This window comes from Flavobacterium sp. HNIBRBA15423 (genome assembly GCF_052655965.1).
Genome location: NZ_CP199751.1, coordinates 3,836,548 through 3,862,241, shown reverse-complemented (window position 1 = coordinate 3,862,241; position 25,694 = coordinate 3,836,548). Strand labels below are relative to the sequence as shown.

At 27.8% G+C, this 25,694-nt stretch carries 24 protein-coding genes; 12 read left to right on the top strand and 12 right to left on the bottom strand.

Annotation, left to right across the window (positions count from 1 at the left end):
* The first annotated feature begins 287 nt into the window (after positions 1 to 287).
* Together ACULEV_RS17210 and ACULEV_RS17205 are read left to right on the top strand one after the other, a co-directional pair.
* Positions 288 to 1,148 (top strand): O-antigen ligase family protein, encoded by an 861-nt coding sequence (locus ACULEV_RS17210; RefSeq protein ID WP_445456279.1) that lies wholly within the window; start codon positions 288 to 290, stop codon positions 1,146 to 1,148.
* Positions 1,145 to 2,206, top strand: a complete 1,062-nt coding sequence (locus ACULEV_RS17205) for a glycosyltransferase family 4 protein (protein WP_445456278.1) — start codon at positions 1,145 to 1,147, stop codon at positions 2,204 to 2,206. Before ACULEV_RS17210 ends, ACULEV_RS17205 begins: the two co-directional genes overlap by 4 nt.
* On the opposite strand, the gene ACULEV_RS17200 is transcribed toward ACULEV_RS17205, so the two are convergent.
* Genes ACULEV_RS17200 through gmd form a run of 4 tightly spaced genes read right to left on the bottom strand, consistent with a single transcriptional unit; the run spans position 2,207 to position 6,256 of the window.
* On the bottom strand, positions 2,207 to 2,911 hold the full coding sequence (locus ACULEV_RS17200; RefSeq protein WP_445456277.1) for an FkbM family methyltransferase: 705 nt from the start codon (positions 2,909 to 2,911) through the stop codon (positions 2,207 to 2,209).
* A 35-nt stretch (positions 2,912 to 2,946) separates the two neighbouring features.
* Positions 2,947 to 4,257: an oligosaccharide flippase family protein gene (locus ACULEV_RS17195; RefSeq protein ID WP_445456276.1), complete on the bottom strand. Its 1,311-nt coding sequence runs from the start codon at positions 4,255 to 4,257 to the stop codon at positions 2,947 to 2,949.
* Positions 4,257 to 5,198, bottom strand: a complete 942-nt coding sequence (fcl, locus tag ACULEV_RS17190; RefSeq protein WP_445456275.1) for a GDP-L-fucose synthase — start codon at positions 5,196 to 5,198, stop codon at positions 4,257 to 4,259. Before fcl ends, ACULEV_RS17195 begins: the two co-directional genes overlap by 1 nt.
* Positions 5,192 to 6,256: a GDP-mannose 4,6-dehydratase gene (gene gmd / locus ACULEV_RS17185; protein WP_445456274.1), complete on the bottom strand. Its 1,065-nt coding sequence runs from the start codon at positions 6,254 to 6,256 to the stop codon at positions 5,192 to 5,194. The genes fcl and gmd overlap by 7 nt, the downstream gene beginning before the upstream one ends.
* A gap of 169 nt (positions 6,257 to 6,425) precedes the next feature.
* On the opposite strand from gmd, the gene ACULEV_RS17180 reads away from it, so the two are divergent.
* The 4 genes from ACULEV_RS17180 to ACULEV_RS17165 are packed head-to-tail and all read left to right on the top strand — an operon-like array spanning position 6,426 to position 10,770.
* Positions 6,426 to 7,667 (top strand): O-antigen ligase family protein, encoded by a 1,242-nt coding sequence (locus ACULEV_RS17180; RefSeq protein ID WP_445456273.1) that lies wholly within the window; start codon positions 6,426 to 6,428, stop codon positions 7,665 to 7,667.
* Positions 7,668 to 7,681: 14 nt separating this feature from the next.
* Complete coding sequence (locus ACULEV_RS17175; RefSeq protein WP_445456272.1) at positions 7,682 to 8,665, top strand: UDP-glucuronic acid decarboxylase family protein; 984 nt, start codon at positions 7,682 to 7,684, stop codon at positions 8,663 to 8,665.
* Positions 8,666 to 10,018, top strand: a complete 1,353-nt coding sequence (locus ACULEV_RS17170) for an undecaprenyl-phosphate glucose phosphotransferase (RefSeq protein WP_445456271.1) — start codon at positions 8,666 to 8,668, stop codon at positions 10,016 to 10,018. It abuts the gene before it with no gap.
* A complete protein-coding gene (locus ACULEV_RS17165; protein WP_445456270.1) occupies positions 10,018 to 10,770 on the top strand; it encodes a glycosyltransferase family 2 protein in 753 nt (250 codons plus the stop codon). Before ACULEV_RS17170 ends, ACULEV_RS17165 begins: the two co-directional genes overlap by 1 nt.
* On the opposite strand, the gene ACULEV_RS17160 is transcribed toward ACULEV_RS17165, so the two are convergent.
* Positions 10,751 to 12,076 carry a phenylacetate--CoA ligase family protein gene (locus ACULEV_RS17160; RefSeq protein WP_445456269.1) on the bottom strand — a complete coding sequence of 442 codons (1,326 nt, stop codon included), beginning with the start codon at positions 12,074 to 12,076 and terminating at the stop codon, positions 10,751 to 10,753. The two genes, ACULEV_RS17165 and ACULEV_RS17160, sit on opposite strands and share 20 nt — an antisense overlap.
* A 111-nt stretch (positions 12,077 to 12,187) precedes the next feature.
* Here ACULEV_RS17160 and purD point away from each other — a divergent pair, with 111 nt between their 5' ends.
* Positions 12,188 to 13,459: a phosphoribosylamine--glycine ligase gene (gene purD, locus ACULEV_RS17155; protein WP_445456268.1), complete on the top strand. Its 1,272-nt coding sequence runs from the start codon at positions 12,188 to 12,190 to the stop codon at positions 13,457 to 13,459.
* 25 nt (positions 13,460 to 13,484) lie between these two features.
* Here purD and ACULEV_RS17150 read toward each other — a convergent pair whose 3' ends face one another.
* On the bottom strand, positions 13,485 to 13,715 hold the full coding sequence (locus ACULEV_RS17150) for a DUF6341 family protein (RefSeq protein ID WP_445456267.1): 231 nt from the start codon (positions 13,713 to 13,715) through the stop codon (positions 13,485 to 13,487).
* Between the two features lie 46 nt (positions 13,716 to 13,761).
* Here ACULEV_RS17150 and ACULEV_RS17145 point away from each other — a divergent pair, with 46 nt between their 5' ends.
* Positions 13,762 to 14,688, top strand: a complete 927-nt coding sequence (locus tag ACULEV_RS17145; RefSeq protein ID WP_445456266.1) for a DUF6427 family protein — start codon at positions 13,762 to 13,764, stop codon at positions 14,686 to 14,688.
* Here the strand turns inward: ACULEV_RS17145 and upp are convergent.
* Positions 14,683 to 15,336: a uracil phosphoribosyltransferase gene (gene upp / locus ACULEV_RS17140; protein ID WP_445456265.1), complete on the bottom strand. Its 654-nt coding sequence runs from the start codon at positions 15,334 to 15,336 to the stop codon at positions 14,683 to 14,685. The two genes, ACULEV_RS17145 and upp, sit on opposite strands and share 6 nt — an antisense overlap.
* Before the next feature lie 73 nt (positions 15,337 to 15,409).
* Between upp and ACULEV_RS17135 the strand changes: the two genes are divergently transcribed.
* Complete coding sequence (locus ACULEV_RS17135; RefSeq protein WP_445456264.1) at positions 15,410 to 16,015, top strand: DUF4254 domain-containing protein; 606 nt, start codon at positions 15,410 to 15,412, stop codon at positions 16,013 to 16,015.
* A gap of 12 nt (positions 16,016 to 16,027) precedes the next feature.
* Entirely contained in the window at positions 16,028 to 17,065 is a 1,038-nt protein-coding gene (locus ACULEV_RS17130; protein WP_445456263.1) for a glycosyltransferase family 9 protein, read from the top strand.
* Here ACULEV_RS17130 and ACULEV_RS17125 read toward each other — a convergent pair.
* Complete coding sequence (locus ACULEV_RS17125; RefSeq protein WP_445456262.1) at positions 17,055 to 17,801, bottom strand: lysophospholipid acyltransferase family protein; 747 nt, start codon at positions 17,799 to 17,801, stop codon at positions 17,055 to 17,057. The two genes, ACULEV_RS17130 and ACULEV_RS17125, sit on opposite strands and share 11 nt — an antisense overlap.
* Positions 17,802 to 18,021: 220 nt before the next feature.
* On the opposite strand from ACULEV_RS17125, the gene trpS reads away from it, so the two are divergent.
* Complete coding sequence (gene trpS, locus ACULEV_RS17120) at positions 18,022 to 18,990, top strand: tryptophan--tRNA ligase (RefSeq protein WP_445456261.1); 969 nt, start codon at positions 18,022 to 18,024, stop codon at positions 18,988 to 18,990.
* A gap of 157 nt (positions 18,991 to 19,147) precedes the next feature.
* On the opposite strand, the gene ACULEV_RS17115 is transcribed toward trpS, so the two are convergent.
* Positions 19,148 to 19,834 (bottom strand): hypothetical protein, encoded by a 687-nt coding sequence (locus tag ACULEV_RS17115; protein ID WP_445456260.1) that lies wholly within the window; start codon positions 19,832 to 19,834, stop codon positions 19,148 to 19,150.
* A gap of 115 nt (positions 19,835 to 19,949) precedes the next feature.
* Here ACULEV_RS17115 and ACULEV_RS17110 point away from each other — a divergent pair, with 115 nt between their 5' ends.
* Complete coding sequence (locus ACULEV_RS17110; RefSeq protein WP_445456259.1) at positions 19,950 to 20,507, top strand: porin family protein; 558 nt, start codon at positions 19,950 to 19,952, stop codon at positions 20,505 to 20,507.
* A 66-nt stretch (positions 20,508 to 20,573) separates the two neighbouring features.
* On the opposite strand, the gene ACULEV_RS17105 is transcribed toward ACULEV_RS17110, so the two are convergent.
* From ACULEV_RS17105 to hemB, 3 genes are all read right to left on the bottom strand, one after another.
* Entirely contained in the window at positions 20,574 to 23,150 is a 2,577-nt protein-coding gene (locus ACULEV_RS17105; protein ID WP_445456258.1) for a phosphoenolpyruvate carboxylase, read from the bottom strand.
* 96 nt (positions 23,151 to 23,246) lie between these two features.
* Entirely contained in the window at positions 23,247 to 24,359 is a 1,113-nt protein-coding gene (dprA, locus tag ACULEV_RS17100) for a DNA-processing protein DprA (RefSeq protein WP_445456257.1), read from the bottom strand.
* Between the two features lie 254 nt (positions 24,360 to 24,613).
* A complete protein-coding gene (gene hemB / locus ACULEV_RS17095; RefSeq protein ID WP_445456256.1) occupies positions 24,614 to 25,603 on the bottom strand; it encodes a porphobilinogen synthase in 990 nt (329 codons plus the stop codon).
* Positions 25,604 to 25,694 lie beyond the last annotated feature (91 nt).

The following is a 25,694-nucleotide window of genomic DNA, read 5'->3' as shown; positions in this document are numbered from 1 at the left end:
TACCTTTTAAGCTTAAGCCGATATTAGTTTTTCTTTTTTGTGTTTTTTCTTTTTTTCTTTTTTTTAAAAAAGAAGAAAAAGAAGAAAAAGAAAACCCTAAACCAATATTTAAAAAAATATTCATTCTAAACTTAGTATTAGTCGCATATATATTATCTTTATTCTATTCTTCTAATCTAAGCAGAGCATTTGATTATTTAATACGTAGCTCACCATTTTTAATTTTTCCACTATCTTTCTCTATTTTAAGCAACGAAAACAAAAAAATATTCGTACAATGGTTTTTAATGACCTATATTATTACAAATGCGATATATGTAATACTTATGATTATTTATATATTACATTTGGGTTACTTATCTTCTTCAAATGATTTATACTATTATTATTCTTATATAACATATGAGTTTTACTTTTTGAGTGACCATCCTATCTATTTATCAACCCAATTTGCTTTAGCAGTATTTTTTTTGATTTATAGTAAGTTTATTAAAGTGCTTAAGATAGTATTATTTGTTATTCTGATAACTGGTATTTTTTTCTTATCAAGAAAAGGAGTTATATTTTCTTTTGTTATAGTAATTTCATTTTATTTATTTCAAACTTTGAAAAGCAAGAAAATATTTTTAATTGTATTTGGATTTATATTTTTAGGATTTATTTCCTCTATGTTTGTTCCTGAAATAAGAATGAGATATGAAGAAATATTTGATAAAAAAAAAATTATATACAATGAGGAGACTTCTACAGGAATACGAACAATTCTTTGGAAAAACTCTTTAGAACTCATACAAAAGAAGCCTTTGTTAGGGTATGGTATTGGAGACTCACATGATGTGTTGTGTAAAAGAATTGAGGAAAAAGGTTTTTTAAAAATTGCTAAGAAAAAATCAAATTGTCACAATCAATATTTACAATTCTTATTAAGTATAGGTATAGTTGGTTTATTTTTCTTTTTTTCTACAATTTTTTATTGTTTTCTACAATTTAAAAAACGAGGAGATTTAAGAGCAATTACAATTTTAATTTTTTTCTTATTACTTTTTACTACAGAAAGTTTTTTAGATAGACAAAATGGAATTATAATTTTCACAACATTTATGTCAATTTTAATTTTTATTGATAACAAAAAAAAGGATTTAGTTTGAGAAAAACATTAATTATAGGCCAGTTTCCTTATCCAATTAAAGGAATAAGTTTATCCAACATCACTCTTTATAAAGGTCTGATAAAAAGTGGTTTTAAAGTTGATTATATTAATACAGAGTCTAATAATGATAGGATAGGAACTGATTTTGGATCATTTAGTTTTGCTAAGCTAAGCTTTATTAAACATTATTTTTTATCTTATAAAATTATTTTTTATCAAAATATTTATATTACTATTGGAATTACTTTTTTTGGAGTATTAAAATATGCTCCTTTTATAATTTTAAGCTGGTTATTTGATAAAAATTTAATAGTTCATTTACATAGTAATTATTTAATTACTGAGTATCAGAATCTAAGTGGAATTAAAAAAAATATATTTACATTTTTATTAAAAAAATTTGATAAAGGAATTGTATTATCTGAAAGCTTAAGGCCTAATTTACAACCATTTATTGATAATAAAGATATAATATCGATACCTAATTTTGTTCAGGATGAATTATTAAAAGAAATTAAAATTGTTAAAGATTATTCTGAAATAAAGTTATTTTTTCTAAGTAATTTGCTAGAGGAAAAAGGGATAAATATATTATTAAATGCATTAGAAAGATTACAAAAAGAGAACATTTTTTTTAAAGTGAAGATTGCAGGTTCAATGGTTCCAAGTAATCCTTTATTAGATTTTGAAAAGGTAAAAGATGTTGAATACTTAGGTGTAGTTGAAGGCATAGAAAAACAAAATCTTTTATTATGGGGCAATGTATTTTGTTTACCTACTTTTTTTTCCATGGAAGGTCAACCAATAAGTATCATCGAAGCAATGGCATTCGATAATTTTATAGTTACAACTAAGCATGCAGGAATTCCTGATATCTGTTCAGAAGAAAATGCTATGTTTTGTGATAAAAATTCTGAAGAGGATTTATATGAAAAACTTAAATTTCTATATAACAATTGGATAAACTATATTGATTTAGCAAAAAATAATGGTGTCTATGCAAGAAAAGAATTTACGGAAGTAAAATTTGTTAAAAGAATAATAAGATTATTGTAATTAGTTCTTTATAAAAACACCATCAACCTCTAAAAGTCTTCCACTTTGTTTATCATAATAACCACTCTCTATTGAAAAGGTTTCAAAGTTAAGATTTTTTAATTTTTCCGACATTTGCTCAAAAGATAACGCTCCTTCATATGTTGGCACTAAAGACATTTCAATTTGAATAGCTGTGATAAGAGATAAAGAATATTTTGCACCTTCTAAAACCATATTTTCATAACCTTGTGTGTCAATTTTAAAATAAATATTCTGATTTTTTATATTAAGACTATCAAAAATTGAATCTAATTTTTTAACCTGAATTTTTTCTTTATTTATAAAAATAGCATTAGGTGCACTCTCAGTTAATTGAGGTAAGTTATTTAAAATGGAACTACTTACTGAGTTTTTTGAAATATTAATTTCTGTCCAACCATCAAATTCCCCTAAAGAAATATTATGAACTTCCCAATTTGGATCTTTTTTAGCAACCTTACTCAATTTCTCATAGGCTTCTTCAGTCGGTTCAAAAGATATAATTTTACCTTTATAACCAATACTTCTTAATTCAGAACCATATTGACCAATATTTGCACCAACATCTAATACAATAGAAATATTATTATTTTTCAATAGTTTGATTCTTCTATATAACTCAGGTGTTGGAAATTTAACAATATCAAATTTTAAATTTGAGTTTAAAAAGAGCTTAGTTTTCAAAAGCCAACTTTTATTTTTATAAATAAAATTATTCATTAGATATTAATTGATTTAACAATTTTATAAGATTTAAAAGGTATTAATAATGTCCAAAAAAATATAATTATAAGAGAAGATATTAATACACTATTAATCCCAAAGCCCAAATCTACAAAAAAATATGACAGTGGGATTTTTAATAATATACTTATTATTAAGATAGATATATAAAAATTTAATTTCCCTAAACCACTTAAAAAAAGAATATAGAAATTAACATATATTTTTAAACCTGTTAAAATGGCTGTAAAAAAAACAAGGTTATTAGGTAAGGTTATTGGTTCTTTAATCCAAATTGAAACAACAAAGGGTGTAATAAAAGTTAAAGAGATTAGACATAATAGAATAATAATAAAGAATTGATTAAATTTTTTAAAATCATTAAGAAGTTTTGTTTTATTCTTTTCTAAATAATGTTTAGCAAATAATGACCAAAGTGGTGTCAATGCTGCAAAAAGTATCATATATGGAAACAAAAAAAGCTTATTAACTACTTCATAAGCAACCACTTCTCTAGGGTTAAATGCATTAGAGATAATATAACTGTCAGAAGAAAATATAAATAAAAACCCTATTTGAATAATCATAAACTTTAATCCAAGTTTAAAAACATCATTTAAAAATGAGTTTTCTTTTGTTTTTAGTAAAGAAATCTTTATTGATTCAATTTTAAAAAAACGTATTGTATATAGTATATTAACAAATAAGCTGATACTCCCATTTAAGAAAGATATAAGAATAAGTTTTGCAAAATTCGATAAATTTTGGTTAGAGAATATTACTAAAAAGCAAATTGAAACTAAAAATAAAAACTGATTCACGGCGATGGATTGTTCAGCGTATTTTCCCTTTAAAAAAGCAACATAAAGTGATTTATGAATATTTGCAACGAAAGTCATACAAAAAAAGATAATATTAATGAGTAGCAAATAATTAACTTCATCTTTAGATAATTCTGAAATATTGAAGTTTAACTTCAGATTAACCGTTTTTGTAATTATCAGAAAAAATAAAAAAATAATTAAAGATATAATAATTGAAAATTTGTAAGTTGAACTTATGAAAACAGAAACTTTATCTATTCTTTTCTCGTGGAAAAAAACAGGAATTCTTGTTTTTAAAGAACTTTGAATACCAAAATCCATTAAAAGAACTAATTGAAATACTGTAAAAAGTAAAACCCAAAATCCATACATATCATTACCTAAATAATCAATTAATAAACGAATGGACAAAAACAAAGACATTCCAGAAATGCCTTTATAAATTCCACTCATGATAATATGATTATCAAAAATTTTTTTCATTAAGTAAAGATTTCGTAGTTATCAGCTTTTAACCAATTTAATGTTTTTTGAATACCTTCTTTTAAATTTACTTTATGTTTCCATCCCAAATTGTTAATTTTTGAAACATCTAGTAATTTTCTTGGAGTACCATCAGGTTTTGAAGCATCAAAAGTTAAATAGCCTTCAAATCCAACTATTTTCTGTATTGTTTCAGCCAATTCTTTTATCGTAACATCTATTCCAGTACCAATATTAACAGTTTCAGTATCATTATAGTTTTGCATTAAGAAAATACAAGCTTCGGCTAAATCATCTACAAATAAAAATTCACGCATAGGTGTTCCCGAACCCCAAATTACTACTTCGTTGCTATTATTACTCTTGGCTTCAATAAATTTTCTTAATAATGCAGGTAAAACATGCGAATTTTGTAAATTAAAGTTATCATTTATACCATATAAATTGGTTGGCATAGCCGAAATGAAATTACAATCGTATTGTTTTTTATAAAATTCACACATTTTTAAACCTGAAATCTTGGCTATTGCATAAGCTTCATTAGTCGGTTCTAAAGAGCCTGTTAATAAATATTCTTCCTTTAGTGGTTGCGGTGCAAATTTTGGATAAATACAAGAACTTCCAAGAAAAAGTAATTTTTTTACATTATTTTTATAGGAAGCATGAATTACATTATTTTGTATCATCATGTTATCATATATGAAATCCGCAGGGTATGAATTGTTTGCATAAATTCCACCAACTTTTGCAGCTGCTAAAAAAACATATTCTGGTTTTTCTTTTTCAAAAAAAGCAAAGACTTCTTTTTGATTTCTCAAATCTAAATCTTTTGAAGATTTAGTAATAATATTTTCAAAACCAGTAGCTTTTAAATTTCGGATAATTGCTGAACCAACCATCCCACGTGAACCTGCTACAAATATTTTAGACGATTTTAACATACTCTGGGTAATTTTACATATTGTAAATCATGTTTCATCATGATTTTAACAAGTTGTTCAATTGACGTTTTATTTGGATTCCAACCTAATTTAGTTTTTGCCTTTGTTGGGTCTCCTAGTAAGGTTTCCACTTCCGCAGGTCTATAATAATCAGTATCTACTTCAATAAGTATTTTACCTGTAGCTTTACAGATTCCTTTTTCATTTTCATTTCTATCTTTCCATATTATTTCTATTCCAGCTTCTTGGAAAGCTAATTCACAAAAATAACGTACAGAATATTGAACACCTGTACCTATAACATAATCTTCTGGAATATCTTGCTGCAACATTAACCACATACATTCAACATAATCTTTAGCATAACCCCAATCTCTGAGTGAATCTAGGTTTCCTAAATATAGTTTTTCTTGAATACCATGTTTAATTCTTGAAGCTGCTAGAGTAATTTTTCTTGTAACAAAGGTTTCTCCTCTTCGTTCCGACTCGTGATTGAATAAAATGCCATTAACTGCATATATTCCGTATGATTCTCTATAATTTTTTGTAATCCAAAAAGCATATAGTTTTGCTACACCGTATGGAGAACGAGGATAAAAAGGAGTGGTTTCGGTTTGAGGAATTTCTTGTACTTTTCCATATAATTCGGAAGTTGAAGCTTGATAAATGCGTGTTGTTTTTTCTAATTTACAAATTCGAATTGCTTCTAATAACCTCAGTGTACCAACAGCATCTGTTTCAGCTGTGTATTCTGGCATATCAAACGATACTTTTACATGGGATTGAGCAGCTAAATTATAAATTTCATCAGGTCTAATTTCTTGAACTAATCGAATTAGATTAGTTGAATCAGTCATATCACCATAATGTAATTTAATTTTCTTTTCCTTATGTAGATCTAATAATAAACTTTCAATGTAAAGATGTTCAATACGTTCAGTGTTAAATGTTGAGCTTCTTCTTATAATACCATGAACATCATATTTTTTTTCTAATAATAATTCTGCTAAATAGGAACCATCTTGGCCATTAATTCCAGTAATTAACGCTACTTTCATTTTTCATTTTTTTTAACAACATGCAAATATAACTTTTAACAAGTTATTTTAGTGTCTAACTAAAATAAAAATTAATTAAATTGCGTAATATTTAAACTTATATCAATTGAATTTATTATCTAAATTTATTACTGAGATTAAAAAACAGGAGAAAATAAATATTTTAATTATGTGTTTATTTATTTCTGTTTTTTCCCCTATTATTTTTAGTAACTTACTTTTATGTACTTTATTTTTCTTTATTAAAAAGAAATCAACAAACATCAATTTTGCAATAACATTGCCAATATTGTTTTTTATATGGTTAGCGTTATCTTTTTTTTGGAGTATACAACCAGAGAAAACAATACATTCCATTCCTAGAGAATTGTTTTTATTACTAATCCCTTTCATTTATTTTACAAATGAGAATTTAGCTTTAAAAAAAGCAAAAGATTTTTTTTTAAAAACATACTCTTATTCAGCCTTAATTTTTTCATGTCTTTTTTTAATTAGGGCTATATTCCGTTTTATAATTACTAAAAACTATTCCTTTTTTTTATTTCATGGTGAATATCAAAACGACTATGGCCTTGTTCCTAAAGAGTTAAATGCTGTTCATGTTTCTGTATTTGTTGCAATTGCTTATTTTTATTTTCTCACAAAAAAAAATAAGAGTAAACATAATAAATTTTCAATATTAATTTTATTGCTTTTTATAATTTTATTATCTTCTACTAACATAACAATAATAACCTTTTTACTAACCATTGTATTTTATCTTTTTTTTTCCAAAATTTCTAATAGAATGAGATTAAGAAATAGTATAATTTTATTTTCTATTTTAATATCGTTTACTTTTTTTAATAAGATTTCATTATTTGTTGAATTAGAATTGAAAAACAATACAAATAAAGGAATAGGGCATAATGTAATAAATGAATCCTCAAATTTATCAAATAGGGTTACTATATATGAAGCATGGACAAAAGAGCAATTTTCTCCTAAAGACTTTTTTCCTGGGATGGCATTTCGTGTTTATCAAGCTAGAATGTTTTGTGAATTGGTAAAGCAAAACCCGATTTTTTGGAAAGGATTTGGCTTTAATGCTTCTCAAAATAAATTAGAAGAAAAAGGAGTACAGTTTAATGTTTTCCTTGGAAATGAAAATAATGAAGGTTATCAAAAGAAAAACTTTCACAATCAATATATACAAGTATTTGCTGAATTAGGATTTATTGGATTTATAATTTTATTATTACTCCTTTTTATGAATGCTAAAAATGCATTTAAAAGTAAAGATTTTACTCATATTGCTTTCGCAATCCTAATGATAAGCTTATTTTTGACGGAATCTTTTTTATGGCGTCAAAGAGGAGTCGTCTTTTTTACACTTTTTTATTGTTTATTTAATTCTAAAAGTGTGAAATAATATAATTAAAAAAAATGAAAAGAATATTAATTACAGGTGCAGCGGGGTTTTTGGGTTCTCATTTGTGTGATCGGTTTCTTGCAGAAGGCTATTTTGTTGTAGGAATGGATAACCTAATTACAGGAGATTTAAAAAACATTGAACATTTGTTCAAAGAAAAAAACTTTGAGTTTTACCACCATGATATTACAAAATTTGTTCATGTTCCAGGGAAATTAGATTATATTTTACATTTTGCGTCACCAGCAAGTCCAATAGATTATTTAAAAATTCCAATTCAAACCTTGAAAGTAGGTTCATTAGGAACACACAATTTATTAGGTTTAGCTCGAGTAAAAAAAGCACGTATCTTAATTGCTTCTACTTCTGAAGTTTATGGAGATCCATTAATTCATCCGCAGACAGAAGAATATTATGGAAATGTAAATACAATAGGACCAAGAGGAGTATATGATGAAGCAAAACGTTTTCAAGAGTCAATTACAATGGCATATCATACTTTTCATGGTCTTGAAACTCGTATTTTGAGAATTTTCAATACTTATGGACCAAGAATGCGTTTAAATGATGGAAGAGTTATTCCTGCATTTATTGGACAGGCACTTAGAGGTGAGGATTTAACTGTTTTTGGTGATGGGAGTCAAACACGTTCCTTTTGTTATGTAGATGACCAAGTTGAAGGTATTTGGAGGTTATTGCATTCTGATTATCATTTGCCAGTAAATATTGGCAATCCTGATGAGATAACGATTAAAGATTTTGCAGAAGAAATCATTAAATTAACAGGAACGACTCAAAAGATTATTTATAAAGATTTACCAATGAATGATCCTTTGCAAAGACAACCAGATATAACTAAAGCCAGAGAAATTTTAGGTTGGGAACCAAAAATTGGAAGATCGGAAGGAATGAAAATAACTTATGATTATTTTAAATCTCTTTCTCAAGAAGAGTTAGCAAAGGAAGAACATAAAGATTTTACAAAATACATTTTTTAAGTGTCACCAAGAACAGGAAGATATTCAGGCTATATTAGGCCATTTTCATACGTAGTTGACTTAACTATAATCAACTTATTAGCCTTTTATTTTCTTCCCAAAGGATTAAATAATTTTGGGTTTCATTTTTTTATCTCATTCTCTTGGATAATAATTTCATCTAATGTGTCTTTTTATGAGGTATATAGATTTACAAAAGAGTTTCAGATATTTGGAAAATTAATTAAACAATACTTGTTTTTTTTAATTTTTAACTTCGCATATCTAGGGTTTTTTTATAAGTTTTCTGAACCTTCTCAAATGGTCAAGTTTATTTCTTTATCATTAATTTTTATTTCTTTTGAGAAGTTTACTATTTATTATTTATTGAAAAAGTTTAGAGTAACTTTTGGAGGAAATTTTAGAAGAGTAATTATAGTAGGACATGGAAAACAAGTTGATAAATTGATTCATTTTTTTAAAGAAAACCCCGATTACGGTTATAAACTTGAAAAAGTAATTGATGTTAAAGAAGCAAAAAAAAATTCATTTGAATCTTGTTTTAATTTTGTTTTAGAAGAGAGAATAGATGAAATATATTGTTCGATTTCTAGTTTAAGTAATAGTGAGTTAAATCTTTTTGTAGATTTTACAGATAATAATTTAAAAAAGCTAAAATTACTTCCTGATAATAAAAATGTTTTATCTAGAAATTTAATTTTAGATTATTATGATTATATTCCAATAGTTTCTCTTCGCAATATACCCTTAGATAAAAGAGTAAATCAAATTATTAAAAGAGTTTTTGATATAGTTTTTTCTTTTTTTGTAATCGTTGGTCTTTTATCTTGGTTAACTCCTTTAATTGCGTTATTAATAAAAATGGAATCAAGAGGTCCAGCTTTTTTTAAACAAAAAAGAAATGGCTTGAATTATGAAGAGTTTTTTTGCTACAAGTTTAGATCAATGCATTTAAATCCAATTGCTGATTTAGAACAAGTTCAAAAGAACGATCCAAGAATAACTAAAATTGGAAAATTTATCAGAAAAACAAGCATTGATGAATTACCACAATTTTTTAATGTATTACTTGGTGATATGTCAGTCGTTGGACCAAGACCTCATATGGTCAGTCATACAGAAATGTACGCAAAAAGTGTTGATAAATTTATGGTTCGTCATTTTATAAAACCAGGTATAACGGGTCTTGCACAAATAAATGGTTTTAGAGGTGAAGTAGAAAACAATAGGCATATTATAAATAGAGTTAAATATGATATTTTTTATATTGAGAACTGGTCTGTTATATTAGATATAAAGATTATTTTTTCTACTATTCTAAATGCAATCAAAGGAGAAGAAAAAGCATACTGATGAATGCTTTAGTATCAATAATAACACCAACATTTAACTCAGCAAATTTTATTGCTGAAACGATTCAATCTGTGCAAAAACAAACTTATCAAAACTGGGAGATGATTCTTGTTGATGACTGTTCTTCAGATGAAACGGAAGATATTCTTAAAGCCATTATTCTAAAAGATACTAGAATTCAATTTTACAAGTTGAATCAAAATTCAGGACCAGCCGTTGCCAGAAATACAGGTATAGAAAAAGCAAAAGGTGATTATCTGACTTTTCTTGATGCTGATGATATTTGGTTTCCAAACTTTATTGAAAAAAGTATAAAAACGATTATTGAAACTAAAATTTCGTTTGTGTTTTCTTCTTATAAACGTTCCAATGAAAATTTGGAATTTATTTATTCAGATTTTATTGTTCCGAAACATGTTACTTATACAGATATTTTAAAGTCGAATTCTATCAGTTGTTTGACAGCATTTTTAGATATTAAAGTATTAGGAAAGAAATTCATGCCCTTAATTAGAAAACGCCAAGATATGGGCTTGTGGTTACAATATTTAAAAGAGATTCCGTTTGCTTATGGCATTCAGGAAGCACAAGCTATTTATAGAATTAGAAAAAATTCACTTTCTAGGAAAAAATCAGATTTAATTAAATACCAATGGCAATTTTATAGAGAAGTTGAAAAATTGAATATGTTTCAATCTATGTATTATATGTTACATTGGATGTATCATGGTTTTATGAAATATCGAAATTAAAGAGTGATTCAAATTGTTTTAATTTTCCTCTTTTAGAGCGTTTCAAGACTTCTTTTCTATTATAGATAAAATGTAAATTGGGCTCTAAATAAACAGCGATTGCTTTTTCGATTTCAGTTATTTGCTTTAAATTTAATTTGTTTTCACTCACATAATCAATTTCAAAAGTGTCTAATTTCGTTTGACGAATGATAAATTCTTTCACATTACCATCATCTTCAATAATACTTTTGGTAACATAATAAAAAGTTAATCCAGGAGATTTTTTCCCACTTGGTAAAATAGCAATATCATTTGTTCTTCCAATTAATTTCTTTAAAATAGGTTTTTTAAAAGTACTCAATTCATCTAAAACACCTATATCACCTATTTCATAACGAATAAAAGGATGTGCTTTATTAAATAATGAAGTAATTACAATTTTGCCTTCTTTACCGTTTGGAACGGGTTGATTATTTGCGTCTACTATTTCTACAAACAATGTTTCTGAATTAATTTGCCATTCACCACTATTATTCTGAAAGGCAATTAAATCTAATTCTGAAGCACCATATTCATTCACAATTGAAACACCTAAATATTTCTCTAGTAATACCTTGTCTTCTTCAAATAACATTTCTGAAGTTACCATACAGACTTTTAAAGTCGGACAAACATCGGTTAAAATAATGTTTTTTGTTTGCAGATATTTTCCAAATAAAACTATTGAACTTGTATAGCCATTGATATAATCAAATTTTTTAGTTTTGAATTTTTTCAAAATTTTTTCAAGAACTTTTTCAGACAAATCAAAAATGGGAAAACGATATCTATTACTTAAGAAGTCTTTAAAACGTTCTTTTCGGTAACCAATAAAATCTAAAGGAATTCCATAAAAACGAGCTTGATATGATTTATTAAAATCAATTCCATGCCATCCAAATCGATAAATAATTGAAGCCCAAGTTATAGCATGTGCATCTTTATCCTTTGCAAAAACAAAAGGATCACCACTTGAACCAGAAGTTTTATTTACAAAAATCGATTTTTCAGTATAATCATTGGAAAGCCTTTCTCGTAAAGGTTTTTGTAAATCTTTTTTGGTTAGAACGGGTAAAGTATTCCAACTATCACAAGTGTCTTTACCTACTAATTCTCTGTAAAAAGAGTTGTTTTTTAAATGATAGTTAACAATTTCTATTTTTTTAGTTTCGATATATTTTTGATACTCTTCTTCAGGGATATTTAAAATTTTATCCAATTCAACTTGGGCTTTTTCAATAGGAAAGCCATTTAATTTAAGAGTAAGATTAAATAAGTTGAACATAAGATAAATTTAAATTCAAAAATATAAAAAGAAGAATCGATAAACTATTGCATTGAAACTTTTTTTTCTATTGAAAACAAAGTATTTTTGCCAAAGAAACAACACAACAAAATGACTATATTACTTTTAGGTTCGGGAGGACGCGAACATGCGTTAGCATGGAAAATGCTACAAAGTCCAAAATGTACTTCTTTATTTGTAGCTCCAGGAAATGCAGGAACAGCTACAATAGCAAAAAATATCAACATAGATCCAAATGATTTTGAAAGCATCAAAGATTTCGTAAAAAAAGAATCTGTAGAAATGGTTGTTGTAGGTCCAGAAGATCCATTAGTAAAAGGAATTTATGATTTTTTTAAAAACGATTCAGAGTTAAATCAAATTCCAGTAATTGGTCCATCAAAAATAGGAGCTCAGTTAGAAGGAAGTAAAGAGTTTGCCAAAGAGTTTTTAGTAAAAAACAATATTCCAACTGCAAGATATGAAAGTTTTACTGCTGAAACGGTAGAAAAAGGATGTCAATTTTTAGAGACATTGAATGCGCCTTATGTATTAAAAGCAGATGGTTTGGCTGCAGGAAAAGGGGTTCTAATTTTGCAAGATTTAGAAGAAGCAAAAAAAGAATTAAGAAGCATGCTTGTTGATGCAAAATTTGGACAAGCATCTTCAAAAGTTGTAATTGAAGAATTTTTAGACGGAATAGAATTAAGTTGTTTTGTTTTGACAGATGGGAAATCATATAAAATATTACCTACTGCCAAAGATTATAAGCGAATAGGAGAAGGAGATACAGGTTTAAATACTGGTGGCATGGGAGCAGTTTCCCCAGTTCCATTTGCAGACAAAATTTTATTAGATAAAATTGAGCAAAGAATTGTTAAACCAACAATAGAAGGTTTACAAAAAGACAATATTGAATATAAAGGATTTGTGTTCATTGGTTTAATTAATGTTAAAGGAGAGCCTATGGTTATAGAATATAATGTTAGAATGGGTGATCCAGAAACCGAAGTTGTAATGCCAAGATTAAAAAGTGATTTGGTTACTATTTTTGAAGCTATAGGTAAACAAGAGTTGGAAACAGTTACTTTAGAAATAGACGAAAGAAGTGCAACTACAATTATGGTAGTTTCTGGAGGTTATCCAGAAGACTATGAAAAAGGAAAAGTAATTACAGGTATAGATACTATTACAGATTCTATGGTGTTTCATGCAGGAACAAAATTAGAAAATGGAAAAGTAGTAACTAATGGAGGAAGAGTTTTGGCTATTACATCCTATGGAAATTCATTTGAAGAAGCCATAAAAAAATCTTATCAAAGTATAGATAAACTACAATTTGATAAGGTGTATTATCGTACAGATATTGGTTTTGATTTATAAATGAAATTCCTCTATAAGAGGAATTTTATTTTAAAAATGAATGAGCTGTTGTGTCTTGAGAATCTTCATTATTTGCTTTGTGAGCATTTAACTGTTTCACCCAATACACCATAGCGATACAACAAATTATGATAAAAATCCAATTTATAGTATTTGCGCCCCACCAATTAGTTAATTCCATTTCTCTTAACCAGTGAAAAGGGACAAATAAATAATCGGTAAAAAGTGTACCAATTCCTTCAAAAAATGATTTCATTTTAATAATGTATTATATTTACATTACAAAAGTATAAAATATCCTGATGATAGCAAGCATTTTTAATAAAACAAGACCTTTTAATTATGTAATTATTGCAACGTTACTTTTAGTAGCATTTGTTTTATATTCTTTTTCTCATGTAACGTTCACGGGTTGGAAGGGAATTTTATATGGAAGTTTTTATTTCATAGCCATAGCAGCATCTTGTTTGTTGGTTAATTTTATATCATTAAAAAACACATTAACCAGAAATAATAATTATGCTATTTTATTGTTTTTTATTTTTTTGATGTTTTTTCCAACAATTTTTAAAAATAAGAATATTTTAATTTCTAACTTTTTATTACTTCTTTCTTTGCGAAGATTAATTTCATTGAAATCGATGAAAAACACAAAAGAAAAGATTTTTGATGCTTCATTTTGGATTTTTCTGGCTGCATTATTCCATTTTTGGAGTATTTTGTATATTTTTCTGGTATTTATTTCAATTATTTTACACGTTTCAAGAGATTATAAAAATTGGGTTATACCAGGAATTGCCTTATTTAGTGTTGCTATTTTATTTTTTATTTTTAATACAATAAGTGAAAACGCACTTTTAGAAGATATTTTTAATAAAACTTACATAAGTTTCAATTTTACTTATTTTGAAAATATTTATCAAAATATTGCTCTAGCAGTCTTTTCATCGATTGGATTTTTGTTTTTTATTAGTATGATAATGACATTAAATACAAAATCTATGAATATGAAGACCTCATATAAGAAAATCATATTTTCTTTTTTATTAGGATTAGCAATTTATACTATTTCAGCAGATAAAAACAATAGTTGTTTGGCTTTTTCATTAGCACCTTTAGCTATAATGGGAGCAAATTTTATCGAAAATCAAGAAAATAAAATTATTAAAGAAGGAACATTATATATTCTCTTTTCATTAGGATTATTATTTTTTGTATCACAATTATAATTTTATTCCATAAGCCAAGTCCCCAGCATCACCTAAACCAGGAATAATATAATTTTTTTCATTCAATTTTTCATCAAGAGCAGCAATCCATAAATGAACATTTTCAGGAACGTTTTCTTGTAAATATTGAACACCTTCTGGAGCAGCAATAGCAACAGCAATATGAATTTCTTTTGGTTTTTGCTCTAGATGTAATTTGTGTAAAACAGCCACAATAGATTGACCAGTAGCTAGCATTGGATCTATTAGAATAAGTGTTTTATCTTCTAAATTGGGAGCCGCTTGATATTCGACTCTAATTTCAAATTCATTATCGTTATTTGGATGATATCTATAAGCTGAAACAAAGCCATTATCTGCAGCATCAAAAATATTCATAAAACCTGTGTGAAGAGCTAAACCAGCTCTTAATATAGAACACAATACAATTTTATCTGAAATTTGAGTAGTCTCCTTTATTCCTAAAGGTGTTTTTATTTGAATACTTTCATAATCTAATACCTTACTTAATTCATAAGCCATAATTTCACCTATACGTTCAATGTTTTTACGAAAACGCATGCTATCTTTTTGTATGGAAACTTCTCTTATTTGAGCTAAAAAATGATTTAAAACACTGTTTTCTTCAGAAATATAATGGATATGCATGGCATTAGTTTTTAATTTTCAGTATAAAAGTACAAAAAAACCTTATTTTTGTAGAAATTTAAATTAGTTAATCATGTTTGCAGAATTTGCATTTCCCATATTTGAACGTTCAATAAAGGAATACCACATTATCGATGATGTCTACCAACCTACACAAAACCCTTATGAAAAAGGAACAATTGAGCATTTATTATATGCTAAAAATTGGGTTGACACAGTACAATGGCATTATGAAGATATTATTCGTGATCCACAAATTGATCCTGTAGCTGCATTAGATTTAAAACGTAAAATTGATGCTTCTAATCAGGTTCGTACAGATATGGTAGAATATATTGATAGTTATTTTCTTCAAAAATATGCTGATGTTCAGGTGAAACCCAATGCAAAAATTAATACAGAAAGTCCTGCTTGGGCAATAGATAGATTATCTATTTTGGCATTGAAGATTTACCATATGAATGAAGAAGCAAATAGAGCAGAAGCATCACCAGAACATAGAGCAAAGTGTCAAGAAAAATTAAACGTTTTATTAGACCAAAAAAGGGATATGTTTGCTTCTATTAGTCAATTAATTGAAGATATTGAAACAGGTGATAAATACATGAAAGTGTACAAACAAATGAAAATGTACAATGATGAGGAATTAAATCCTGTGTTGTATCAAAACAAAAAATAGTCATCAAATAAGATGTCTAAGACGAAACATATTTTAGTAATAAGGCTCTCAGCTATGGGTGATGTCGCAATGACAGTTCCTGTGTTGAGAGCTTTTTCTATTCAATATCCAGAAATTAAAATAACCGTAGTTTCTAGACCTTTTTTTAAGCCTTTTTTTATGGATATTCCTAATGTTAATTTCTTTGTAGTTGATTTAAACGAAAGACATAAAGGATTTTTAGGTTTATTGAGGTTGTTTTCAGATTTAAAAAAGCTAAAAATCGATTTTGTTGCCGATTTGCATAATGTATTACGTTCCAAAATAATTCGAACCCTGTTTTGGTTTTCTGGAAAAAAAGTAGCCGCAACAAACAAAGGAAGAAAAGCTAAAAAAGAACTAACAAGACAGGAAAATAAGATTTTTCAACCAGTAAAGTCCATGTTTGAAAATCATATTGAAACCTTTGTAAAATTAGGTTTTTCACTAGATTTATCTAATTCAGTTTTTCCGGAAAAAGTTATTTTACCAAAAGAAATTCTAAATGAAATTCCATTTTTAAACAAAAAAAAAATAGGTATTGCTCCTTTTGCTCAGTATGAAAGTAAAGCATATCCTTTGGATTTAATGCAAAAAGTAATTGATGAATTGGCTACAAATTCAAATTATTCGATTTATCTTTTTGGAGGCGGAAAAAAAGAAATAGAATTACTAAATAAGTTACAAAACAATCATAAAAATGTTGTTGTTTTAGCTGGGAAATTAAAATTGGAACAAGAACTAGCTATTATTTCTAATCTAGATGTTATGCTTTCTATGGATTCTGGAAACGCACATATTGCAGCTATGTTAGGAGTAAAAGTAATTACACTTTGGGGAGCAACACACCCTTATACAGGTTTTAAACCCTTTAATCAACCAGATGATTATTGCATAACTTCTGACAGAGAAAAATTCCCATTATTACCTACATCTGTTTATGGAAATAAACAAGTAGAAGGTTATGAAAATGCAATGCGAACTATTTTACCAGAAAAAGTCGTTACCAAAATCAAAAACGTTATTTCTTGATATAAAATTCTAATTCTTCTAAAATAATAGTTCTCGTTTGTTGTTTTATTTCTTGTCTACTTCCAAGAGTTAAGCCTTTAGTTTCAATAAAAGGAAGAATTTTTACACGCATTCTTCCTGTAGTTCCACTAAAAAAACGGAACGGAAAACGTTTTTTATTATCTAGAAAAACCATTGGAACAATAGGAATTTGGTGTTCAATAGCTAATCGAAAAGCACCATCTTTAAACTCATCTAGAATAATATTCTCATCATCAGGAACACCTCCTTCAGGAAAAATACAAATACTCAGCCCTTGATGCAATCTTTTTTGAGCTAGTTCAAACACTTTAAATCTGCTCTTGCTACTACTTCTATCCACCATAATACAAACTCGTTTGAAAAAGAAACCAAAAACAGGAATTTTAGCCAGTTCCTTTTTTCCAACAAAAACAAATGGATTATTTTTAACTACCAGAAGCATAAGCATAATGTCTAGCATAGAAGTATGATTGGCAACCAACATATAACTTTCCCCTTTTTCTAATTTTTGTTCAAAATCAATTTTATAGTAAAAACCCATTCCATATAAAATAATCTTTGCCCAAAAACGAGCTAAGAAAAAGAATTGTGGATACGTTTTCTCACTAAGAATAGTTAGAAATAAAATAGGAAATAAGATAATTATAGGTATGATTACCAAAAGATAAAACCAAATTCTCCAGACTATCCAAAAAGCATATTTTAGTATTTTCATATCTTGAAACCAAACATTAGGGTATTGTTTAAACCATTTTCCTGCTATTCGTTATATCTTTTAAACTGTGTTTAAAAGGATGCCACTACTATCAGGGTTAAATACAAACAAAAGGCATTTTAAAAAATTCCCTCAAAAATAACAATATTATTCAACCTTTTAAGAATAACCTTTTACCATTTCTGTAAAAGTGCTATTTTTGTGGCAAACAACAAGAAAAATGTCAAAAATTTTAACTGGAATTCAAAGTACGGGAACTCCACATTTAGGTAATTTATTAGGAGCTATTTTACCAGCAATTGAAATGGCAAATAATGCTGCTAATGAATCTTTTCTTTTCATTGCCGATTTACATTCGATAACGCAAATAAAAGATGGAAAAACATTAAGAGCAAATACGTATAGTGTTGCTGCAACATGGCTTGCTTGTGGTTTAGATGTTAATAAAGTTGTTTTTTATCGTCAGTCAGATGTACCTCAAACAACGGAATTAGCTTGGTATTTAAGTTGTTTTTTTCCATACCAAAGGTTAAAATTAGCACATTCTTTCAAAGATAAAGCCGATAGATTAGAAGATGTAAATGCGGGTTTATTTACTTATCCTATGTTAATGGCTGCGGATATTTTATTATATGATGCGGAACTAGTTCCAGTAGGAAAAGATCAAGAACAACATTTAGAAATAACTAGAGATGTTGCGTCAAAATTTAATAATCAAATGGGAGAAACTTTTGTTCTGCCAGAAGCTAAGATTGATGAAGAGATAATGATTATACCTGGTACAGACGGACAAAAGATGAGTAAGTCTAGAAACAATACGATTAATATATTTTTAGAAGATAAAGCTTTACTAAAGCAAATTAAAAGTATCCAAACCGATAGCACACCTTTAGAGGAACCAAAAAATCCAGATACTTGTAATTGTTTTGCTTTATACAAATTATTAGCTACTCCAGAACAAACAGCAGTAATGCGTGCTAATTATTTGGGAGGAAATTATGGTTATGGTCATGCCAAACAAGCTTTGTTTGAATTAATTGTAGAAAAATTTGCAACAGTAAGAGAGAAATACAATTATTACATCAATAACCTAGAAGAAGTAGACGCTTTACTAAAAGAAGGAGCTGCAAAAGCAAGTATAGTTGCCAATGGAGTTTTAGGAAGAGTTAGAGAGAAATTAGGGTATTAAAAAACAGAAGTTAGAAATAGGAAAAGCCTTGTAGTTTTAAATTTGTTTAGAATGTTCAAGGCTTTTTATTTAGATGCTGATTCGCCTAGGCGAATCAGCTTGACAGGATTGTGTTTTTGTATTTTGTCATTCCGAACTTGTTTCGGAATCTTTACTATTAAAAATAAACAATAGGCAAACCGAAACCATTATTTACTTCTTTCATTAACCATTTATTTTTTATCTTTTTAGAAATTACGATTATTGGGTTTATGTTATGAAACTTATATAATTCAATATATGCAATATCTTTTTTGTTGTTAAATAAAACTCTTGAAGGACTAATTAAAACCCCATTAATTTCTGGGTCATCAAAAAATTCACCCTTAGCTGAAACAGAATCTCGAAAAATAATTTTTATGTCCAAAGAACAACTATTAAACTCATTCCTGCCTATTTTTCTTTCACCTTTAACTGCTACAAAATTGTAACTTTTATAATCTTTTTTTAAATCTGGTTCCATTAAATAATTTGTTAAACCAATTTTAAGTTTTTTGTTTTCGAATGCTACACTTTTTAATGAATCAATATAAATATTTTTCTTAATAATATATTCTTCAAATATTTTCTCTTGAATATTGTTAAGTCTTATGATTTCATTTTTATTAAGACTTAATGTATCAATATATGGAGGAGGTGGAGGTAATAAATGAAACGTAGTTGCAAAATTTGGAATCACTTCGGGCAATAGATCACACAAAACCTCTGCTTCTAGTTCTTCGTAGGTTTTTTCTACTGTTTTAGTTCTTTCTTGGCAATTACTAAAAAACAAGGATAGCATTAAAATAAAAAAACTTTTTTTCATAAATAATTTTAAGGAAAGGGACGTCAAAAATTAAGCCGAAAAAAAATCATATTTGGTTAGATTGGCACAATATTTGAAAAATCCCATCCATATATAAAAACAAATAATTATTATTATGAAAAAAGTACTAGTATTTGTTGCTATTGCAACATTTGGTTTTTTAGAAAAAACTTCAGCTCAAGACATTAAGTTTGGTTTAAAAACAGGATTAAATATTGCTAACATTACAGGTAGCGATGCAGATAAAAATAATCTTTTTGGCATTCATATTGGAGCAATTTCTGAAATTATAGTTTCGGATAAATTTTCTGTTCAACCCGAATTATTGTATTCGAGTCAAGGTTCTGAAATAGGAAATTCTTTTAAGATTAAATTAGATTATCTGACTTTACCTATTATGGCAAAATATTATGTTATGCCAAAATTAAGTTTAGAACTTGGACCTCAAGTTTCTTTTTTATTAAGTGATAAAATTGAATTTGAAGGAGCTGGTAGTACTGACGCAGAAACAGATGCTGCTTCTACTGATATAGGTTTAAATGCAGGTGCGGGTTATAAATTTGATTCTGGAATTTTTATGCAAGCAAGATATAATTTTGGAATTACTACTATCTCAGAAAATCCAGATATTAGAAATAGTGTATTCCAACTTTCCTTGGGTTATCAGTTTTAGATAACTCTTATTATATTTAAAAAAAGCATTCTTTGGTAAGAATGCTTTTTCTATTTAAATTCTTTTTTAAGCTGAATTTCTACTAGCATTAATATTTCCAAATAAAGAACGCATCACGATTTTTTCATAAACCGCAATTTGCTTTTCATCTGGTGATGGATTTTCTTTTAGCTTTTTAATTTTTAATAAGGCATATTGTTGGATAGTCAATAAGGGCAAGACAATTTTTTCTCGCATTGCAACTGAAGCTTTTCCATCGGGATAATTCTCCATTAATTCTGAAAAACCTGATATTTTTAATAGTAAACGTTTCGTTTCTAAATATTCAGTATGAATAATGGTCCAAAAAGCACCATATTCTGGATCACTTTTCATATAAGCTGTTAATGGAAAAAAGGATTTACTTAAAGCCATCATACTGTTTTCTAGTAGTGTTTTAAAGAATAAGGAGTTCTTGTATAAGTTTTGTACATCTCCCCATTTTCCGTTTTCTTCAAAATGTTTTAAAGCACTTCCTACTCCAAAAAAACCTGGTACGTTTTGTTTTAATTGGCTCCATGAACCAACAAAAGGAATTGCTCTTAAATCGTCTAAATTCAATTGTGCAGATTGTTTTCTTTTTGATGGACGACTACCAATATTCGTTTTGGCATAATAATTCAGCGTACTCATGTTTTCTAAATAAGGTACAAATTTAGGATGATTTTTAAAATCGATATATTTTTGATAACTAACTTCGGAAAGCTTTTGCATTACTTCTTTTTCTTTAGCAGTCAAATGATTTTCTTCGTGATGAAACACTTGGTTATTTGCTCCAGCACTTAACAAATTCTCTAAATTATAACGACAAGAATCAAGAGTGCCAAAATTTGAACTAATGGTTTGTCCTTGAACGGTTAATTGAATTTGTTTGTTTTCAATTTCTGGACCAAGAGAGGCATAGAATTGATGTGTTTTTCCACCACCACGAGCAGGTGGACCACCACGACCATCAAAAAAAACGACTTTAATGTTATATTTTCTTGACATAGTTGAAATAGCTGTCTTAGCATTATAAATTCCCCAATTGGCCATTAAATAACCACCATCTTTGGTACCATCTGAAAAACCTAACATAATGGTTTGTTGATTCCCTCTATTTGCTAAATGCTCTTTGTAGGTTGGATTGGTATATAATTGTTCCATTACTTGATCTGCTTTTTGTAGGTCTTCTACACTTTCAAATAAAGGAACAATATCAACTGGAGGATTTTTCCAATTAGTTAAGCGGAATAAAGCCAGAGCTTCCATAACATTTAATGCACTTTCATTATTACTAATGATATATCGGTTGCAACCTAATTCACCATTTTTTTCTTGAATAGTTTTCATGGCTCTTATGGAACCAAGAGTTGATTTTGTATCATCTTCTGTAAAATCGTCTTCATTTAAATTAGCTGTAACTGTAGATAGAATTGTAATCTTATCTTTTTCATCTAAATTATTATATTCTACAGAAAACAAGGCTAGATTTTTAGAAATAATATCTTGAAAAACGGCTTGATGGATTTTACTGTTTTGTCTAATGTCTAAAGTGGCAAAATGATAACCAAAAACGCTAAGTTTATTAATTAAATCTTCAATTTCATCGAGATATAAAGATTGATGTTGATTGATGAGTAGGTCTTTAATTTTTGTAAGTTCAGTTGCTAGTTCTTCTTTGGAAATGAAAACAGTTCCTTCTGAATAGAAAACCGAACGATATAATTTATTTTCGACAGTATTTACTAATTCTTCAACACCAGAAAAAGTTAATTTTCGTTTTAATTTTCGAATATCGAGATAGTAACATTTTAAAATTGCGGTGCGTAATCTATCAGCTACTTTTAAAGTGATTTCTGTAGTTACAAATGGATTTCCATCTCTATCGCCTCCTGGCCAAAAACCAAGGTTAAAAATATCATTATTTAATTGGTCTTTCTTTTTAAAAATGTTCTTTTGAACATATTGCATCATTTCACCCACAGTATGATAAAAAACATTTTCTAAGTACCAAACAAGACTCACTGCTTCATCAAAAGGTGTTGGTTTTTCTTTTTTGATAAATGGAGTTTTTCCTAATTGAGCTAATAGTTCTTTAATAGTATTTAAATCATTTATTTTTACAGCTTCTGTTAAATCGGTAATAATTCCTAAAACAGATCCAGGATAAAACTGAGTAGGATGAGCCGTTAAAACAGCTCTTACTTTAAAGTCGTTTAAAAAAGCAATTAATTCTTCTTTTTTAAAACGTTGTTCTGCTCTTTCTTTAATACTTCTTAGCGAACCACTTCCTTCTAAATTATTAACGACATTAAAAGCGGCATCTTCAATTGCATCAAATAAAACCACTTGTCTTTCTACATATTGAATGAAACGAAACATTAAATTTATTTTTTCTTCATCTGTTGTGTTTTCTAAGTACTTAGCAATAAAAGTATCGAAGATTTCTTCTGGACTTTGATTTTTTTTATATCCTTGTTCACATACTTCTGAAAATAGTGGTAATAAAACACCTGTGTTATTAATTTCATCATAAGGTAAGGTGATGAAAATACTATTATAAATATTAAACTTTGATGCTACGTTTTGCTCGAATCGCTCTAGTTTTGGTAATGAATACATTGCAAATAAATTTGACACTAAATTACATCATTAATTTTAAAGGAGTCTATTGATTACAGTTATAAATTAAACATGTTGTTATTTTTTTATGATTTTTTAAATTAATTCAAATATTTTTCCTGGTAATGGTCTAATTACTCCTTTTAATTCCATATTTAATAAAATGGATGAGGTTTTAAAAATTGGAATTGCGCAGTCTAGTGCGATTATGTCAATGGTTTCATTATTCTTTTTTTGAAGATATTCGTAAATTTTTTGTTCTTCTTCATTTAAGGAAACAAATAATTGTTTTTGAATAGCTTTTTCTTCTTTTTTGCTTTTCGAATTAATTTCCCAATTTAAAATATAGATTAAATCGGCTACAGATGTTAATACATTTGCTCTTTGTGTTTTGATGAGGTTATTACAACCTTGACTGTATTTATCTGTTGTTCTACCAGGAACAGCAAAAACATCTCTATTATAATCATTAGCAATTTGAGCTGTAATTAATGATCCTCCTTTTTCAGCACTTTCAATAACTATAGTAGCTTCGCTCATTCCTGCTACAATGCGATTTCGTTTTACAAAATTTTCCCTATCTGGTTTCGAATCACTCCAAAATTCGGTTAGAAATCCTCCGTTTTCTTCCATTTTTACCATGTATTTTTTGTGAGTTTTTGGATAAATTTGGTTTAAACCATGTGCTAAAACCCCTATGGTTTGTAAATTAAAATCCATAGCAGCTTGGTGAGCAACAATATCAACACCATAAGCAAAGCCACTCACAATTATAGGGTTTAAAGGAGTTAATTCTTCAATTAATTTTTTAGTAAATTCAGAGCCATAAGTAGTTATTTGTCGGGTGCCTACAATACTAATTATTTTTCGATTTGATAAATCTATATTTCCAGACTGAAAAAGTAGAACAGGAGCATCAATACATTGTTTTAGTCTTTCAGGATAATGATTGTCTTGGTAATACCATAAATTAATATTTTCCTTTTCTATGAAACGTAGTTCATTTTCTGTTTTTTGAAAAACAGTTTTATCTTGAATGTTTTTTAATAATGATTTTCCAATGCCTTCAATTTTAGCTAAAGTAGCTTTTTTAGCTTTGAAAACTTCTTCGGCAGAACCGCAATGATGGATGAGTTTTTTGGCAAGAATATCGCCTACTCCTTCAACTTGCAATAACGCAAGCGTGTAGTATAATTTGTTTTGTAACATGGCGTGTAATAAAAAATAATGGCTTATATATTACACAAATGTAGTTTTTATTTTGGAATTTGCAAATAGTAAAATAGATAACTTACTAGTCCTGATGGTAGTGGAAATCTTTTAATAATTTGTAAGAAGGACGTTTTTTTGTGAAGTCAAATGTGGACAAATTTTTAAAAATTGAAGCGAACAGCAGGAATTACACTTATAAAAATTCCTAAACCATTCGCTTCTAGTTTTACTTAGTAATAATTTATTTTGAATTATTTTAAAAGTTTCACAATATCTTTTGCAAAATAGCTTGCAATAATATCGGCTCCAGCTCTTTTCATTGCTGTAGTTTGTTCCATCATAACTGCATCGTGGTCTAGCCAACCTCTTTCAGCTGCTGCTTTAATCATAGCATATTCTCCTGAAACTTGATAGACTGCTACAGGAACTTCTGACATGTTTTTGATTTCTCGAACGATATCTAAATAAGCAATCCCAGGTTTAACCATGACAATATCTGCTCCTTCTTCGATATCCATTCTTGTTTCACGAATAGCTTCTTCTCTATTGTGATAATCCATTTGATATGTTTTTTTATCTTTAGGAATATCAATTAAGTCTACTGGTGCAGAATCTAATGCATCTCGAAATGGACCATAATGTGCAGAAGCATATTTGGCACTATAGCTCATGATTCCTGTATTTATAAAGTTTTCTTCTTCTAATAATTCTCGGATATCTAAAATGCGTCCGTCCATCATATCACTTGGTGCTACAAAATCGGCTCCAGCTTTTGCATGAGATAATGCCATTTCTGCTAGTAAATTTGACGTAATATCATTTACAACTTGTCCATTTTCAATAATTCCATCATGACCATATATAGAATAAGGATCAAGAGCAACATCGGTCATTACAATCATTTCTGGAACAGCATTTTTAATCACTTTTATAGCACGTTGCATTAATCCATTAGGATTTAAAGCTTCGGCTCCTTTATTGTCTTTTAAATTATCAGCTACTTTTACGAAAACCAAAACCGATTTTAGACCCATTGCCCATAATTCTTTAACCTCTTTTTCAAGAAGATCTAAACTATAACGAAAATAATTAGGCATCGATGGAATTTCTGCTTTGATGTTTTTTCCTTCAACCACAAAAAGCGGAACAAGAAAATCGTTTGGAGTTAATATGTTTTCGCGTACTAAACTTCTTATGGATTCGTTAGTTCTTAATCGTCTATTTCTTCTTAATGGGAACATACTATAATTTAATTTAAAGTGCTTTTGAATAGTAAAAATTATCAAACAAAGTTAATGAAATTCAAATAAAAATAATGTTTTAGTGGTGTAG